The 15,934-nt window shown below is 30.5% G+C and carries 17 protein-coding genes; all 17 read left to right on the top strand.

The genetic code is table 11. The features are described 5' to 3' along the window. Positions 1-18: 18 nt before the first annotated feature. Positions 19-621, top strand: a complete 603-nt coding sequence (gene rsxE, locus JMO20_RS15945; protein ID WP_202710694.1) for an electron transport complex subunit RsxE — start codon at positions 19-21, stop codon at positions 619-621. A 15-nt stretch (positions 622-636) separates the two neighbouring features. Continuing rightward, positions 637-1,218, top strand: a complete 582-nt coding sequence (gene rsxA, locus JMO20_RS15940; RefSeq protein ID WP_202710693.1) for an electron transport complex subunit RsxA — start codon at positions 637-639, stop codon at positions 1,216-1,218. A 13-nt stretch (positions 1,219-1,231) separates the two neighbouring features. After that, positions 1,232-2,209, top strand: coding sequence for an RnfABCDGE type electron transport complex subunit B (locus JMO20_RS15935; RefSeq protein WP_202710692.1), 978 nt, complete (start codon positions 1,232-1,234; stop codon positions 2,207-2,209). Positions 2,210-2,425: 216 nt separating this feature from the next. Beyond that, positions 2,426-3,847 (top strand): two-component system sensor histidine kinase NtrB, encoded by a 1,422-nt coding sequence (locus tag JMO20_RS15930; RefSeq protein ID WP_202710691.1) that lies wholly within the window; start codon positions 2,426-2,428, stop codon positions 3,845-3,847. Position 3,848: 1 nt separating this feature from the next. Then, the gene (locus tag JMO20_RS15925; RefSeq protein WP_202710690.1) at positions 3,849-5,201 is read left to right on the top strand and encodes a sigma-54-dependent transcriptional regulator; all 1,353 of its coding nucleotides are present in this window, start codon (positions 3,849-3,851) and stop codon (positions 5,199-5,201) included. Positions 5,202-5,399: 198 nt separating this feature from the next. Then, the gene (locus tag JMO20_RS15920) at positions 5,400-5,573 is read left to right on the top strand and encodes a Spo0E family sporulation regulatory protein-aspartic acid phosphatase (protein ID WP_207753531.1); all 174 of its coding nucleotides are present in this window, start codon (positions 5,400-5,402) and stop codon (positions 5,571-5,573) included. 134 nt (positions 5,574-5,707) lie between these two features. Further along, on the top strand, positions 5,708-5,836 hold the full coding sequence (locus tag JMO20_RS20460; protein ID WP_279380158.1) for an LDCC motif putative metal-binding protein: 129 nt from the start codon (positions 5,708-5,710) through the stop codon (positions 5,834-5,836). Positions 5,837-5,928: 92 nt separating this feature from the next. Beyond that, positions 5,929-6,741: an ATP-dependent sacrificial sulfur transferase LarE gene (gene larE / locus JMO20_RS15915; protein WP_202710689.1), complete on the top strand. Its 813-nt coding sequence runs from the start codon at positions 5,929-5,931 to the stop codon at positions 6,739-6,741. 393 nt (positions 6,742-7,134) lie between these two features. After that, positions 7,135-7,386, top strand: coding sequence for a zinc ribbon domain-containing protein (locus JMO20_RS15910; protein ID WP_202710688.1), 252 nt, complete (start codon positions 7,135-7,137; stop codon positions 7,384-7,386). Between the two features lie 10 nt (positions 7,387-7,396). Next, positions 7,397-8,083, top strand: coding sequence for a hypothetical protein (locus JMO20_RS15905; RefSeq protein WP_202710687.1), 687 nt, complete (start codon positions 7,397-7,399; stop codon positions 8,081-8,083). Positions 8,084-8,137: 54 nt separating this feature from the next. After that, on the top strand, positions 8,138-8,386 hold the full coding sequence (locus tag JMO20_RS15900; RefSeq protein ID WP_202710686.1) for a DUF2933 domain-containing protein: 249 nt from the start codon (positions 8,138-8,140) through the stop codon (positions 8,384-8,386). Between the two features lie 8 nt (positions 8,387-8,394). Next, entirely contained in the window at positions 8,395-10,647 is a 2,253-nt protein-coding gene (locus JMO20_RS15895; RefSeq protein ID WP_207753530.1) for a spermine/spermidine synthase domain-containing protein, read from the top strand. A 410-nt stretch (positions 10,648-11,057) separates the two neighbouring features. After that, positions 11,058-11,882 carry an ABC transporter ATP-binding protein gene (locus tag JMO20_RS15890; RefSeq protein WP_202710684.1) on the top strand — a complete coding sequence of 275 codons (825 nt, stop codon included), beginning with the start codon at positions 11,058-11,060 and terminating at the stop codon, positions 11,880-11,882. Continuing rightward, positions 11,872-12,573: an ABC transporter permease gene (locus JMO20_RS15885; RefSeq protein WP_341534046.1), complete on the top strand. Its 702-nt coding sequence runs from the start codon at positions 11,872-11,874 to the stop codon at positions 12,571-12,573. The genes JMO20_RS15890 and JMO20_RS15885 overlap by 11 nt, the downstream gene beginning before the upstream one ends. 11 nt (positions 12,574-12,584) lie before the next feature. Continuing rightward, on the top strand, positions 12,585-13,553 hold the full coding sequence (locus JMO20_RS15880) for an aliphatic sulfonate ABC transporter substrate-binding protein (protein WP_202710682.1): 969 nt from the start codon (positions 12,585-12,587) through the stop codon (positions 13,551-13,553). 292 nt (positions 13,554-13,845) lie between these two features. Then, the gene (gene cysK, locus JMO20_RS15875; RefSeq protein WP_341534045.1) at positions 13,846-14,757 is read left to right on the top strand and encodes a cysteine synthase A; all 912 of its coding nucleotides are present in this window, start codon (positions 13,846-13,848) and stop codon (positions 14,755-14,757) included. A gap of 143 nt (positions 14,758-14,900) precedes the next feature. Beyond that, positions 14,901-15,731: a prolipoprotein diacylglyceryl transferase gene (lgt, locus tag JMO20_RS15870; protein ID WP_202710680.1), complete on the top strand. Its 831-nt coding sequence runs from the start codon at positions 14,901-14,903 to the stop codon at positions 15,729-15,731. Positions 15,732-15,934 lie beyond the last annotated feature (203 nt).

Genomic DNA, 15,934 nt, shown 5'->3' with positions numbered 1-15,934 from the left:
ATTATTGGAGGTGAAGAGATGGGTATATTTAAGCAATTTAAAAATGGACTTATAAACGAGAATCCCGTTTTTGTACAATTATTAGGTATGTGTCCAACGCTAGCTGTTACTACTACAGTTATCGACGGTATGGGAATGGGTCTTGCTACTACGGCTGTTATGTTGGGATCAAATGTCGTTGTTTCACTACTCAGAAAAGTGATTCCAAACAAGATTCGTATTCCTGCATATGTTGTTGTAATTGCTACTTTTGTTACATTAATAGGTATGTTTTTACATGCATTTTCACTTGACTTATATAGATCGTTAGGATTATTTATTCCTTTAATTATAGTTAACTGCTTAATTTTAGGGCGTGCCGAATCATTTGCATCTAAAAATAAACCATTGATTTCATTTGTAGATGGTTTAGGAATGGGATTAGGCTTTACATGGGCATTAATGGTTCTTGGTGCTGTAAGAGAGATACTTGGAGCAGGCAGTGTATTTGGGATTCAACTATTTGGAGAAGCATTTAAACCTGCAATTATAATGATATTGCCTCCTGGTGCTTTCTTAGCTCTTGGCGTATTAGTAGCAATATTTAATTGGATAAAACTCAGAAGAGTTAAAAATGTATAATAAGGAGGGTAGCAAATGGAAATAGGTGCATTATTTACAATATTTGTTAGTGCTGCTTTGGTAAATAACTTTGTTTTAGCTAGATTCTTAGGTATATGTCCATTCTTGGGGGTCTCAAAGCAGATTGAAACAGCTTTCGGTATGGGTATGGCAGTAACTTTTGTTATGACATTATCATCAATAATTACCTACATTATTCAAGTTACAATACTTGATAATTTAGGATTACAATATTTACAATGGATAGCATTTATTCTTGTTATAGCTTCCCTTGTACAGTTTGTTGAGTTGTTTGTTAAGAAAGCAAGTCCTGGTTTATATCAAGCTCTTGGAGTTTTCTTACCACTTATAACTACTAACTGTGCAGTATTAGGATTAGCTATCTTAAATATTCAAGAAGAATATAATTTAATTCAAACAACTATTCATGCAGTTGGAGCTTCAGTTGGTTTCTTAATAGCAATAGTTTTATTTGCTGGTATTAGAGAGAGAGTAGCTTTAGCAGATGTTCCGGAATTACTAAAAGGATTTCCTATTGCTTTAATTACAGCAGGATTAATGTCAATAGCATTTCTAGGATTCACTGGACTAGTATAGGAGGTGAAAGAATATGTTAGATAGTATTTTAAATCCAGTATTAAGTTTGGGTGGATTAGGACTTCTTTTCGGAGGAGGACTGGCTATTGCTTCAAGAGTATTTGAAGTGAAAGTAGACCCAAAGGTAGAGCAAATACAACAAGCGTTGCCAGGAGCAAACTGTGGAGCTTGTGGGTATCCAGGATGTGCTGCTTTTGCTGAAGCTGTGGCTTCTGAGAAAGCACCAGTAAATGGCTGTCCAGTTGGGGGTTCATCATGTGCAGAATCCTTAGGTGCAATTATGGGAGTAAGTGCTGATGCTGGAGAAAAGCAAGTAGCTAGAGTTATCTGTGGCGGAAAAGACTGTAACGCTCAAGAAAAATTTGAATATAACGGAATCAAGGATTGTAAATCAGCAGCGATGGTACAAGGTGGAAGTAAGTCATGTTCTTATGGATGTTTAGGATTAGGATCATGCGTAGAAGTATGTCCATTTGATGCTATAAAAATCGTTGATGGAATTGCAAATATAGATAAAGAAAAATGTACAGCATGTGAAAAGTGTATTGTCGAATGTCCTAAGAATGTTATAGAAATGGCACCTTATGATCAAAAGGTTGTAGTTGACTGTAATAGTAAGGAATTCGGTAAGGATGTTAAAGTTAAATGTACTGTTGGTTGTATCGGATGTCAGATATGTGTTAAAGCGTGTCCATTTGACGCAATGGAATTTGAGAATAAGTTGGCAAAGATTAACTATGACAAGTGTACTAACTGTATGGTTTGTGCTGAAAAGTGTCCTACTAATTCTATATGGGCAGATTTTGAAAGCAGAAAAACAGCAGAGGTAATCGAAGACAAATGTATCGGTTGTACAATATGTGCTAAGAAATGCCCTGTTGATGCAATAGAAGGTGAATTAAAAGGTATTCACAAGGTGATTGAGGACAAATGTATCGGATGTGGCATTTGCTATGAGAAGTGTCCAAAAGATGCAATAAAAATGAAATAATTGTATTATAAAGAAATAGCGACCTAGGTCGCTATTTTTTTTTGGAGAAAATACCTTCTTCTATTGACTAATCTTTTCTCCTACCTAAAAAACATATAATTAATCAAGCTTATAATGACTGACATTATGAAAACAGATATAGTGATGTGTAACCTTTTAACTTGGTATGAAATGTGCAATAATATTAAATAGATTGAAAGGTTTAGGAGGGAAAGCATGAAAAAGAGTAGGATAAACATTTATGATAAAGAGTTTTGGTTAATAACTTTTTTTATAATAATAATAACAATATTACATTACACAAAGTTTATGATGAGATGGGAATTTCATATATTTTATAGAAGATTGTATTATATACCGATTATTTTAGCTGCATTTAAATATAAGCTAAGAGGTGGATTAGGTTTTTCTCTATTCATTGCTATACTTTATGCACCACATTTAATTCTACTTAAGGAAGGGTTTAATATATCATCCTTGAATCAATATTTCGAAATTATATTATTTATATCTATTGGTGTCATTACTGGAAAGTTAGTTGAATTAGATGTTAATAAACAAAAGTTATTAGAAAAAAAGATACTTGAAATGACAAAGCTTCAAAACTATACAAAGAATATTGTTGATAGCATTGCTGCAAGTGTTATTTCTTTAGATTTAGATTTTAATATAACTTCTGTTAACAAAGAGGGACAACAACTACTAAATATAACAAAGCAATTTGAAGAAAATAAAAACATTGAAAATATCGTAAAAAACAAAAAAGTACTAGAGATACTTAAACAAGTAAAAGTACAGAAAGCAGCTATAAGAGATATCAGATTAGATATAGATATTGATAATGAGAAAATATATTTAGTAATGAGTGTATTTCCCTTATATGATATTTTAGACAGAGTAAGGGGACTTGTACTAGTTATTGAAAATAAATCAAAAGAAAAGAACCTTGAAGCTCAGGCCATAAGAGCAGATAGATTAGCCACAATAGGTGAATTAGCTTCGGGGGTCGCCCATGAAATTAGAAATCCTATGGGAATTATCAAAACTACAAGTCAAGTCTTAATAAATGAAACTGAAGATATGGAATTAAAAGAGGGCTTAGAAATCATTGAACATGAGGTGAATAGGGCAAATAAGGTAATAGAAAACCTATTAAACTTTGCCAAACCACAGGAGTCTTTAATGGAGAATATAGATATTAGTGATTTAATTAGAAATGTTATAGTAATTATTGAAAAATACGCTAGAGACCATAGTGTAGTGATATTTAATCAGATAGAGAATGGTGTCATAGTTTTTGGAGATAAGGAGAAATTAAAACAGGTATTTATAAATATTATTTTTAATGCAGTTCAAGCAATTAAAGAAAATGGACAAATTAAAATCTGTTCAATTATAGAAGATAAATGGGTGAAAATAAGCTTTGTAGACAATGGATGTGGTATAAGGAAAGAAAATTTAAAAAAGATATTTAATCCATTTTTTACAACTAAAGAAGATGGAATCGGATTGGGCATGTCAATCGTAAATAGAATTATACAAGATCATTTAGGTTATATAAATGTTGATAGTGAACATAAAATTGGAACTACCATTAACATATATCTACCTATGAAAAAAGATAAAGGTGATGAATAATATGAAGAAAACTATATTAATTGCTGACGATGAGAAAAATATGATTTGGGCTTTAAAAAAGGCATTAAGCAAAGAGGGGTATAATATTATATCAGCATCAAATGGAGTAGAAGCCCTTGAACTATTTAGTAAAAATGTACCAAGTTTAGTATTATTGGATTTAAAGATGCCTAAATTGAATGGTATTGAAGCTTTAAAAGAAATGAAGAAAAGTAATCCTGAAATTCCTGTAATAATGCTTACAGCCCATGGTAGTGCAAAAACAGCTGTTGAAGCAATGAAAATTGGAGCATTAGATTACCTATCTAAACCATTTGATATTGAAGAATTAAAAATAATAATTAATAAAGCTATTGATTATAAAAATCTAACTGACGAAGTAAGTTATTTAAAAGAGAAATTAAGAGAAACAGATACAAAAATTGTTTATGAAAGTGATGAGATGAATGAATTATTAAAAACTAGTTTACGTGTAGCGCCCACAAAAGCTAATGTCTTAATCTTAGGTGAGAGTGGAACTGGTAAGGAATTAATAGCAAATTTTATTCATAAAAATAGTGAAAGGTCTGAAGGAGAATTAGTAAAAATTAATTGTGGAGCTTTACCAGAGAATCTCTTAGAAAGTGAATTATTTGGATATGAGAAAGGCGCCTTTACTGGAGCTACGAAAAGAAAGCTTGGAAAATTTGATAGAGCAGATAAAGGAACAATTTTTTTAGATGAGATTGGGGAAATTAGCTTAACCATGCAGGTAAAATTACTTAGAGTTTTGCAAGAAAGAGAATTTGAAAGAATTGGTGGAAATGAAACGATTACAGTGGATACAAGAGTCATTGCAGCAACTAATAAAGATTTGAAGAAAATGGTAGAAGAAAATAAGTTTAGAGAGGATTTATTCTATAGGTTAAATGTGATTCCAATAGAAGTGCCTCCTCTTAGAGATAGAAGAGATGATATACCTATACTTGTAAAACATTTTATTCGTAAATATTCGTGTCAAATGGGTAGATTAAATATGAGTATAGAGAATGATGCACTAGAAAGATTGAAAAGATATAATTGGAAGGGAAATATTAGAGAATTAGAGAATGTAATTGAAAGATGTGTCATACTATCTAACTCAGAAAAAATACAATTAGAGAGTTTGCCCCAAGAAATTAAAAATGAAGTTACAAGTGGCTCACATAAATTTCAATTGCCCAGTAAGGGGATTAAACTTGAAGAAGTGGTTAAAAGTATGATAATTCAGGCTCTTGAAAGAACAGACTATAACCAAACAAAAGCAGCAAAGCTTCTAGGTATAACAAGGTATACCTTACTATATAGGATGGATAAATACAATATTTCTAAATAGTGTAATAAAACTATAAATTCATAAGGGTAAAAAACTGAAGACAATAAAATCTTTAGGTTATATATTAATTAAACTTTGAAATTCCTTTTAACATACTTTTAGTGATTAATACCTTTGTTTAACCAAAATAAATTAAATTTAATATGGCATGTATTTTGCAAAGTATAAATATATTAAATGGCTAAGGAGGGTATTATCATGAATTTAACTAATAACATCAAATTAAAACAATATATTGAAATAATATATAAAATTGAAAACCAAAGATATAAGCTTAACACTGCTATTGATCAGAATAAAGACTATAACGAAATTTATGGACTAAGTGTTCAACTAGATGAATTATTAGTTAGCTATTATAGGTTAAGGTAGTGTTTAATACTTCATGTGCTATATACAACAGTTCTATGCATAAACTGTGTTAAATACCCCAGAAGTATTATAAGTTGACATCATTAATAGTTAAGTTTTATATATTAGAGCAGAAAATTAAGGAGGAGTTAGTTATGAAAAAGTGGTTTCAAAAATTAATTAAGAAAATAGAAGAAGCTAATAAAAAAGAATTTGGATCAGGACCTATGGATTGCTGTGATTTAAATAAAAAAGATAATCCAGGAAGTAAGAAGAGTAATTAAAACACTGGAAAAACGATAGGTTTTTATGATATTATTTAGCATATAAACAATGGTTTTTATTGACATCAATTTTTCAAAGGAGTGAGGTAAATATGCTAGAACAGAAGTATAACAAATTAAAAGGCATACTAGAAGACTTGGGAAGTGCTGCTGTTGCATTCTCTGGAGGAGTTGACAGTACTTTTCTTATAAAGGTATGTAAAGACATTTTAGATGATAAAGCTATTGCAATAACTGCCACATCATCAACTTATCCCCAAAGAGAATTTAAAGAAGCATGTGAATTAGTGAAAAATATAGATATACAGCATATAATTATTGAGTCTGAAGAAACTGATATAGATGGATTTGCTAAGAACCCTCCAAATAGATGCTATTTTTGTAAACATGAATTATTCACAAAGGTTCAAGAGGTGGCAAAGTCCCATGGAATGAAATATGTCCTAGATGGGTCTAATTTTGATGATATTGGAGATTTTAGACCGGGAATGAAAGCTGCTAAAGATTTAGAAGTTAGAAGTCCTTTAAAGGAAGCAGAATTAACCAAAGATGATATAAGAGTGTTATCAAAAAGACTAGACCTTCCTACATGGGACAAGCCAGCTTTTGCTTGTTTATCTTCAAGATTTCCTTATGGACAGGAAATAACCCCTGAAAAACTTCTAATGGTAGAAAAGTCTGAAGATTACTTAAGGGAACTTGGATTTAATCAATTTAGAGTTAGACATCACGGGGAAATTGCAAGAATAGAAGTGTACCCAGAAGAAAGGATTAAGTTCTTTAATACTGATATCTTAGATAAAGTTTCAGATTACTTTAAAGGTCTAGGCTTCACTTACGTGACTTTAGATATGAGAGGATATAGAACTGGGAGCATGAATGAGGTATTAAAAAAGCCATATTAATTATTAAAGAGGAGTAGCTAATGGAGAAGCACTTAAAGTTATTTTTATTTTATAAAATGTGAGAAGAAAGGAAAAAAAGTTAAACAAGTAAAGAAAATAATTATAGCTTGTGGTGCTTTAGGAACGAACATCGCTAATAAACTTAGAAAAATAAATTCAGAGATACAATTTGCCAAATTAGTCTATGGGAAATATATTGGAATTTGAAGCTATATAGAAAATTCAAAATAACAGTAAGACTCTCTTTAAGAGAGTCTTACTGTTATTTTTGTGTACATAGAAAGTCATTCAATATTTTTTCTGAATTCAAGAGAGTAATTAAAGTAATATAAAGAATTGGCATATGAATTGCATTAAAAGATAGTTAATTATGAAATAGAAGGAAGTGTTACTATGATCCTTGCTGCATACGTATTTTTTGGAATAATTCTATATTATGTTTTCAAGGGTAAGGAAGAAGAAGGTTTATATATGAAGGAAATTTGTATTAACTGTGGAGAGGAGGTGGATAAAAGTAGTTTACATTGTCCTAACTGCAATGAACAATTGAAGAAGGAATGTAGTAATTGTGGAAAAATAATTGATATTAGTTGGAGAAGTTGTCCATTTTGTGATAGTAATCAATTGTCAAATCAAAAAGAATAGGAGAAATAACATGAAGAAAACAATTGTAGTGCTGACTGTAATAGCATTGTTAGGAACAGCTTTTTACCTAGGATTAGGAGCTAAAAGAGAGAAGAATACTAAAAATCAGATTAAGGATACAAATGAGTATAATCAAGCTTCTATAAATCAAGAAAAACAAGAGAAAAACTTTAATAATAAAAATAGCGATATATATGGAAAGAAAGAGGATGATACTAGTGGTAACATCAATGGGCTAACTGAAGAAGATATAATTAGAATAGATAATCAAGGGGCTGTAGATATTGGGGCTATATTCAATAATCTGATAGAAAAAGATGATGATTATTTAGTATTCAAGCTATATGTGAATACACATTCGGTAGATTTAGAATCAATTGACTTTGCAAAAAAAGCCTCACTTATTTTAGATGGAGAAAAAGTAACAGAAGGTTTCAGTTGGGAAATAGGCGGAGGAAGTGGACATCATCTTAAGGGGTATTTAAAGGTAAATAAAGAATATAATGGCAAACCCATATTTAATAATAGTTCAAAGGAGATTGAGCTTTATTTAGAAAATATAGATGGAATACCTTCTAGAATTTTCAAGTGGAATATATATGAAATTAATGTAGGGGAATCAACATCTAGAGAAACCAATGAGATTTCTGTCATTGACATGAGTACTTATGACATAGTTTCAACAATTAAAGTCTGAGAAGAACCTCATGAAATAGACTTTTTAAAAAAAGATTACAGGAGGAAGAGAATGATGGGAGAGAATAAAAAAAAGAAAAATAATCACTTTAAACATATGTTACTAATGATGATAGGTTGTTTAATTCCAGTTATATTGATTGTAGCTTTGTCAAAAAGTGGAGTAGTTAACTTATCAGGAGGTCTATATTGGATTATTTTTCTAATTTGTCCTATAATGCATATATTTATGATGAAAGGTATGCATCAAAACCATAAAGAAGACTGTGAAGATAAAAGCCTTGATATACAAGAAAGAGAATAGGTGAATATATGAATAAAGATAGAAATATGACATTAATAAAACTACTAGGAATATTTTTGTTAAGTACCTCGCTCTTTGTATATGAGGTACTTGTAACTAGATTATTTTCAACCATATTGTATTATCATTTTGTTTTTTTAACAGTTTCAATAGCTATATTGGGAATAGGATTTGGAGGAATAATTATATATAAATTTAAAAGAAATTACTCTATATCATTACTGAGTTTAATACTGTCATTGACGTATATAATTTGTATTTTAATTATTTATAAACTTCCATTTTTAGATTCTTTCTTATTTTATGCTTTTCTATCAAGTATACCATTTGTAATAGGTGGTGCAATACTGTCTTTATTATTCCTTGACGGAGGCAGTGAAAGTAATAAACTGTATTTTGCTGACTTAATTGGCTCAACATTTGGAAGCATTTTGATAATACCAATGATGGATAGATTAGGATTTATGGTCTCAGTATTTGTAGTATCCTTAATTGCATTGATAGCTGCCTTTTTATTTGCATCATTGAAGCAAGAAAAAAAGTCAAAAACGGTTATATCATTTTTAGTGGTGATTGTTTTAATGTTAATAGTTCAGAAGAATTATCTCAATGAATTAGAGAGAAATTTCACCTCATATATTACTAGTACTGTAACAACAATTGAACATTTGAGAAATGAGAATAAAGATGTTGATATAGTATACAGTAAATGGGATTCCATCTCTAGAACCGACGTAATTGAAGAAGAAAATAATATTAAGACTGTGATTACTGATGGCGGTGCAAGTGCACCAATGATTCAATTTGATGGAAATATTGAATCTATAGAATATTTGAAGGATAGGGTTAACTATTTGCCATTTGCTTTAGGAGATAATCAAGATGTTTTGCTAATCGGACCTGGAGGAGGCAAAGATGTCCTGCTAGCTTTATTGGGAGGCAGTAAAAATATAGATGCTGTTGAGATAAATCCTTCAACAATTGAGGCTGTAAAGGAATTTAGTGAATATAATGGTGATGTTTACAATCTTGAAGGAGTAAATCTAGTAATTGATGATGGTAGGAGCTTTGTTGAAACGACAGAAAAGAAATACAATAATATTTATTTAGGAATGGTTATGACTAATGCTGTAAGCAATGGCGGTATGGGCCTATCTGAAAACTATATATATACTAAAGAGGCTTATAAAGCTTATTTTAATCACTTAAAAAAGGATGGCTATTTAAGTTTAATGCTTCATAGTGCTAATGATACTCTTAGAGCCATAAATACAGGTATAGAAGTCCTTGAAGAAATGGGAATAGCTAGAGGGGAAGTAAAAAAACATTTTGTTGTAATAAATAGTATGACAAATGATATGAGTGAAGAGCATAAAAAAACTATTAGTATGCCAGTACTAATTTTTAAGAAAGAACCTTTTACCAATGAAGAAATAGAAAGTATCTTTATAGAAATTAACAATCAAAATAGAGTTATAGTTAATTTGCCAGATATAAAGTATACAGATATTTATGATGCATATAGTAAAGGGGATATTGAATTAAATGACTTATATGAGCAGTTTCCAGTTAATATTAAGCCAACTATAGATGATAAACCTTTCTTTTATGATACAAGTAAAGGTATACCAGATGTAATTAAAGCTTTATTAATAGGTGTAGCATTTATTATAGCTATTGGAGGTTATTGGGCAATCTCCAGGAATAGACAGATAACTAAGTCAATTATATATTTTAGCTTAATTGGATTTGGATTTATGTTAATAGAAATTCCTTTAATTCAAAAGAGTATATTATTTTTAGGAAATCCAACTAGAGCTTTTAGCTATATACTCTTTGCCCTATTATTAAGCTGCGGCATAGGGAGTTACTTTAGTAATAAAAGGATTGTGAATATTTCTATAAGAGGAAGACAAATAATATTTATTTTAATTCCAGCGTTGACAATTGTATTTCAATTTATTTTATCTACCTTGATAAATGATTTAAGTTCACTTGATCAAGTGGGAAAATTTATTGTATTAACAGCCATACTGTTCCCATTAGGATTTTTTATGGGTATGGCATTTCCTAAAGGGATTAAAAAACTAAATGATAGTGGATTTGATAATCATATACCTCTAATATGGGGAGTAAATGGAGTCATGTCAGTAGCTGGATCCGCTGTGGCATTAGCTCTTTCAATGACCATAGGGTTTACCTTCACTATAATATTTGGAGGGCTAATGTACCTTGCTATATTCGCATTTAAACTAAGCTAGAATGTAATATATATTTAAATGTTAAATTACATGTAATTGAGTTGACTTAAAACTATGATTTCTAATTGTTCTTAAGGTTAAATATATTTGAGGGGGTATCACAATGATTTTAAAATCATTGTGATACCCCCTTTTCCACTTGTATTATTTCTTTCGCCTTTTGTATTAGAGAAATATTGCGTCAATGTAGAAGCTAAATTTACTTATAGAAAATGAACAATTAATATGTGTTAAATAACACACTAAAGGAGTCATTTGACACAATTAACAGTACCATATACATATGATAAATTCAGAATCTTTCAACATATTAATTTTCTGAGAAACATCTTGACATGCACAATCATCTAATATATCATACTGTTAAATACACAAAAACATACTGGAATACTAGGGATTAGGAGGAAGACATGATTGAAATTAGGAATATCCATAAAAGCTATAGCAATATAGAGGTTCTTAAAGATATAAATTTAAAAATTAATCGAGGAGAATTTATATCACTAATAGGACCATCAGGATGTGGAAAATCAACGTTAATAAATATAGTATGTGGTTTAGATAAACCGACAAAAGGTAAGATTTTAATCAATGATAAAGAAATACAAGGAACTGATACAGATAGGATTATGGTATTTCAAAACGCAGCTTTATTTCCTTGGTTAACAGTAAAGGATAATGTGAGTTTTGGATTAAAAAATTTAAATTATTCTTCTAAAGAAATCGAAGATAAGGTTACTAATATTCTAAAGAAGGTGCACCTAAATAAGTTTAAAAATCATTATCCTCATGAGTTATCTGGAGGTATGAAGCAAAGGGTTTCTTTAGCCAGAAGTCTTGTTATGGATCCAGAAATCTTATTAATGGATGAACCTTTTTCTGCCCTAGATGAACAAACTAGATTGTTGCTACATAATGAATTGCAACAAATATGGATGGAAACTAAGAAAACTATTATTTTTGTAACCCATAATATTAGAGAAGCAGTAAAATTATCAGATAAAGTCATTATTATGGGAACAAGACCAAGTAGAATTATCGATGAAATTAATATTGATATATCCCATCCTAGGGCATCGACTAATAGTGATATCTATTATAAGGAGCAACAAGTTTTTAAAAAGCTAAAGAAGGAAATAGAAAAGGTGGCAAGAGAGGAGTTAGGATATGAGTACAAACTTGAAAAGGATAATGTTCCTAGTGAGCGCAATAATACTATGGGAGGTGGTATATAAAATAGGAGTATGGCCAGAATTTATGTTCCCTTCTCCCCTACAAGTATTCAAAACCCTTTGGAGTGGAATTAAAGATGGGACATATACAATAGCATTACTTCATAGCATAAGAAGGCTATTAATAGGCTATTTTATTGCCACAATATTAGGTGCTTCAATTGGTGTTATCCTAGCATCAAATAAGACTTTAGATGAGACCTTTGGTTCTTTAGTTTTATCATTTCAATCAGTTCCAAGTGTAGTTTGGTTGCCACTGGCTATATTGTGGTTTAAGCTAGGAGAACCTTCAATAATTTTCGTTGTTGTAATAGGTGGTATTTGGAATATGATTATTAGCTCATCAACTGGAATAAAGAATGTTTCACCTGAATTTATTAGATGTGCTAAAAACTTAGGATATAAAAATATCAAAATGTTTGCAAAGGTAATTGTACCTGCATCTATACCTCATATTATTACAGGTATGAGACTAGCATGGGCATTTTGTTGGAGAGCTTTAATGGCTGCTGAAATATTAGGAACTGGTAAAGGTTTGGGGCAAATACTAATGTGGGGACGGGATATGGGTAATATGCAAACTGTCTTATCTGTAATGATAATGATAGCTCTTACAGGATTTATAACTGATAATCTAATTTTTAAAAAGCTAGAAGGAAGAGTATTAGAAAGATGGGGATTATTAAATAATTAAGGAGGATTAAAATGAAAAAGAATATAAAGGTGATATCAATTGTATTAGCACTTATACTATTATTAGCAGCATGTGGCACAGAAACTAAAGATGTATCAGAAATTAAAATAGGTTATTTTCCAAGAATATCCCATGGTCCAGCAATGGTAGGTATTGAAAAAGGGTTATTTGCAGAAAAAATGGGAGACTATAAGATTAGCACTAGTACTTTTCCAAATGGATCATTATTTATGGATGCATTGGCTACTGAACAGATAGATATTGGATATGTTGGTCCAGGTCCTGTATTAAATAGATATTTACAGGGTGGAGAGGTAGTAGCTATCTCTAATTCTAGTAAAGGAGAAAATGTTTTAATAGTCCGTAAGGATGCTGGAATACATGATATAAAGGATTTAGGAGGAAAGATAGTGGCTACTCCTTCAACAGGATGCACCCATGACCTTCTTCTTAGAAAGATATTACAAGAAAACAACATGGCAACAGAAGAAAATGGAGGTACAGTTAAGAGAATTACTCAGAAACCTTCAACTATGATTGGTTTATTCCAGCAGAATCAAATTGATGCAGCAATTGTATCAGAGCCATGGGCGTCAGTAATGGAAGCAGAAGGAATAGTAGAAGTGTTAAGAGATTCAGATGAGCTACCATGGGAGGGCAATTTACCTGCAACTATTCTAGTTGTAAGGAAAGATTTTCTAGAGGAAAATACTGAGGCAGTAAATGAGTTTTTAGAAGCCCATGAAGATGCTATTAACTTCATAAACAATAATAAAGAAGAATCAATTAATATCATTGGAAGTAAGATTAAAGAAATAACTAATCAAGATATAGAGCGAAATATTATTAATAACTCATTTAATAGAGTAGCTTTTACGACTGATTTAAATAAAGGCGTTTTACAAGAGTTTGCAGATTTATCTGGATCATTAGGATTTATAAATGGGAGTACAGATATAAGTAATATGTTTGATAATTAGTGGTGTTAGTATAGAATCATGGACATATTTAGTTTAACAATATAAAATATATAATTTCAATAACAAACATAAATCAAACTTATCAATAAATTTAAGAAAAGAAAATAAGTTTAAGAATAAAGAATTACTTTGTAGATAGTAACTCTAATATAACCTTGGAAAAAATATTTTGTTTGTACTATGAGACTTTATGATTCCATAAAATTTCAATCTGTTTTTTAAAATGAATTATGAGAAGAATCCTCATTTAAAAGGTTAAAATATTATTAGAAACTGAATGGAAGGTGATAAGGTGATTGTAAATAATATAACAGAATTGATAGGAAATACACCCATTGTAAAATTGAGTAGATTAACTGACGATAACTCAGCAGATGTGTATATAAAGCTAGAGAGCTTTAATCCAAGTAGTTCAGTAAAGGATAGAGCTGCTTATAATATGATAGCTGAAGGGGAAATTAATGGTTTAATTAAAGAAGGTGGAACAATTATTGAACCAACTTCGGGAAATACTGGAATAGGAATAGCTATGGTTGCAGCTTCAAAAGGATATAGAGCAATTATTATTATGCCTGAAACTGCTACAGCAGAGAGGGTACAACTGCTCAAATCTTATGGCGCAGAAGTGATGCTGACTCCAGGAGAACTATTAATGCAAGGTTGTTTAGACAAAGCCAATGAACTTTTGGAGGAAATTCCTAACAGCTTTATGCCAAATCAATTTACAAATATTGCAAATCCAGAGGTTCATAAGAAATCAACAGCTTTAGAAATCTTAAATGACTTTGATAATGATTTAGATGTGTTTGTTGCCACAGCGGGAACAGGAGGAACCATTAGTGGCACTGGAGAAGTTCTTAGAGAGCATTTACCAAATTTAAAGATATATGTAGTTGAATCTGAAAACTCTCCTGTAATAGCAGGAGGAAAACCAGGGCCACATAAAATTGTAGGAACAGGTCCGGGGTTTATACCAGATACTCTTAATAGAGATATATATAACGAAATTAAGCATGTTAGTGATGAAGATGCAATAAAAACAACTCAGGATTTAGCTAAGAAAGAAGGAATCTTATGTGGCATATCTGCTGGGGCATCTACCTTTGTGGCACTACAGGTGGCTAAAAAACTAGGACCAGGAAAGAAAATATTAGCTATTGCTCCAGATACAGGAGAAAGATACTTAAGTATGAATATAATTTAAGGCTCAGATTTCTGAGTCTTTTTATGTTGGCATTGTTTTTGCATTAATTTATATTATACTAGTTTAGAAATAAAATGCTAATTTTAGAGTAAAGAGTTGCTGACATATTAAGCAAGAAATAAAACAAAGAGGTGATTAATTGAATGAAAGTATTATTTAATATTGGTGGATTTAGCATTTATATGTTCGGTTTTTTTATAGCGTTGGGTATGCTAGCAGGATATTTAGTTGCTATGAAAGAGGCAAAGAGAAGAAATTACAATGTGGATACACTAGTAAACTTTATTTTGTACGCAATAATTTCTGGGGTACTAGGAGCAAGATTATACTATGTACTAGTATTTAATCTAGATTATTATATTAATAATCCAATCAAAATCCTTGCATTTAGAGATGGTGGTTTATCTATCCAAGGAGCTCTAATTGCAGGAATAATAACTACGGTAGTATATGCAAAGGTGAAAAAAATTAATATTTGGAAGATTGCTGATATTGTTGCACCAGGAATAATATTAGGCCAAGGAATAGGAAGAATCGGTTGTGACGTATTTGGTATAGAGATGATAAAAGAATATTTTTGGGGTATAAACTTAAATGGAGTGTTACTACATCCTGCTCAAATATATGAAGCTGTTTTAAACTTTATACTTTTTGGAATTCTTTGGAGTAGGAGAAAATCAATTAGATATGATGGTCAATTATTCTTTACTTATCTAATAGGCTTTTCAATTAATAGATTCATAGTTGAATTTTTTAGAGTGAATCCAATAGTAATTGGTCCATTGACTGTAGCCCATGTTACTAGTATTGTTATCATTATTATTTCTCTTATAATAATGACTAAACTGAAGAGGAAAAGTTTATCACAAGATAAAGAAATAAATAAAAACTATTCATTAAATGCAAGAGAAATTATAGCTATAATTAGTTTGATTATAGTATCCATTTTATCTTATTATTGGATTTGGATTTAGTTAATTGATGAGTGAATTGCATTTTGTAATTTTTAACAAGATTAACTCAAGAATTTTTAAGTAAAACATTATAATAATATTTCTTTTCAAATTGGATATAAAAAGGGAATTTCGCAAAAAATATTTGACAAATGAAGAAATAATATGTTACAGTAAAAACACCCCCTCGCATAAGGGGTGGGGAAAGCAAAGAAAAATGACTT

The organism is Sporosalibacterium faouarense, from assembly GCF_016765695.1.
GTDB classification, from domain to species: domain Bacteria; phylum Bacillota; class Clostridia; order Tissierellales; family VENL01; genus Sporosalibacterium; species Sporosalibacterium faouarense.
This window is presented reverse-complemented; position numbering and strand designations above follow the sequence as displayed.

What these genes read in the sequence shown, in the direction of transcription:
- rsxE (WP_202710694.1), top strand. Translation starts at nt 19, where the DNA reads ATGGGTATATTTAAGCAATTTAAAAATGGACTTATAAACGAGAATCCC.
- rsxA (WP_202710693.1), top strand. Translation starts at nt 637, where the DNA reads ATGGAAATAGGTGCATTATTTACAATATTTGTTAGTGCTGCTTTGGTA.
- JMO20_RS15935 (WP_202710692.1), top strand. Translation starts at nt 1,232, where the DNA reads ATGTTAGATAGTATTTTAAATCCAGTATTAAGTTTGGGTGGATTAGGA.
- JMO20_RS15930 (WP_202710691.1), top strand. Translation starts at nt 2,426, where the DNA reads ATGAAAAAGAGTAGGATAAACATTTATGATAAAGAGTTTTGGTTAATA.
- JMO20_RS15925 (WP_202710690.1), top strand. Translation starts at nt 3,849, where the DNA reads ATGAAGAAAACTATATTAATTGCTGACGATGAGAAAAATATGATTTGG.
- JMO20_RS15920 (WP_207753531.1), top strand. Translation starts at nt 5,400, where the DNA reads ATGAATTTAACTAATAACATCAAATTAAAACAATATATTGAAATAATA.
- JMO20_RS20460 (WP_279380158.1), top strand. Translation starts at nt 5,708, where the DNA reads ATGAAAAAGTGGTTTCAAAAATTAATTAAGAAAATAGAAGAAGCTAAT.
- larE (WP_202710689.1), top strand. Translation starts at nt 5,929, where the DNA reads ATGCTAGAACAGAAGTATAACAAATTAAAAGGCATACTAGAAGACTTG.
- JMO20_RS15910 (WP_202710688.1), top strand. Translation starts at nt 7,135, where the DNA reads ATGATCCTTGCTGCATACGTATTTTTTGGAATAATTCTATATTATGTT.
- JMO20_RS15905 (WP_202710687.1), top strand. Translation starts at nt 7,397, where the DNA reads ATGAAGAAAACAATTGTAGTGCTGACTGTAATAGCATTGTTAGGAACA.
- JMO20_RS15900 (WP_202710686.1), top strand. Translation starts at nt 8,138, where the DNA reads ATGGGAGAGAATAAAAAAAAGAAAAATAATCACTTTAAACATATGTTA.
- JMO20_RS15895 (WP_207753530.1), top strand. Translation starts at nt 8,395, where the DNA reads ATGAATAAAGATAGAAATATGACATTAATAAAACTACTAGGAATATTT.
- JMO20_RS15890 (WP_202710684.1), top strand. Translation starts at nt 11,058, where the DNA reads ATGATTGAAATTAGGAATATCCATAAAAGCTATAGCAATATAGAGGTT.
- JMO20_RS15880 (WP_202710682.1), top strand. Translation starts at nt 12,585, where the DNA reads ATGAAAAAGAATATAAAGGTGATATCAATTGTATTAGCACTTATACTA.
- lgt (WP_202710680.1), top strand. Translation starts at nt 14,901, where the DNA reads ATGAAAGTATTATTTAATATTGGTGGATTTAGCATTTATATGTTCGGT.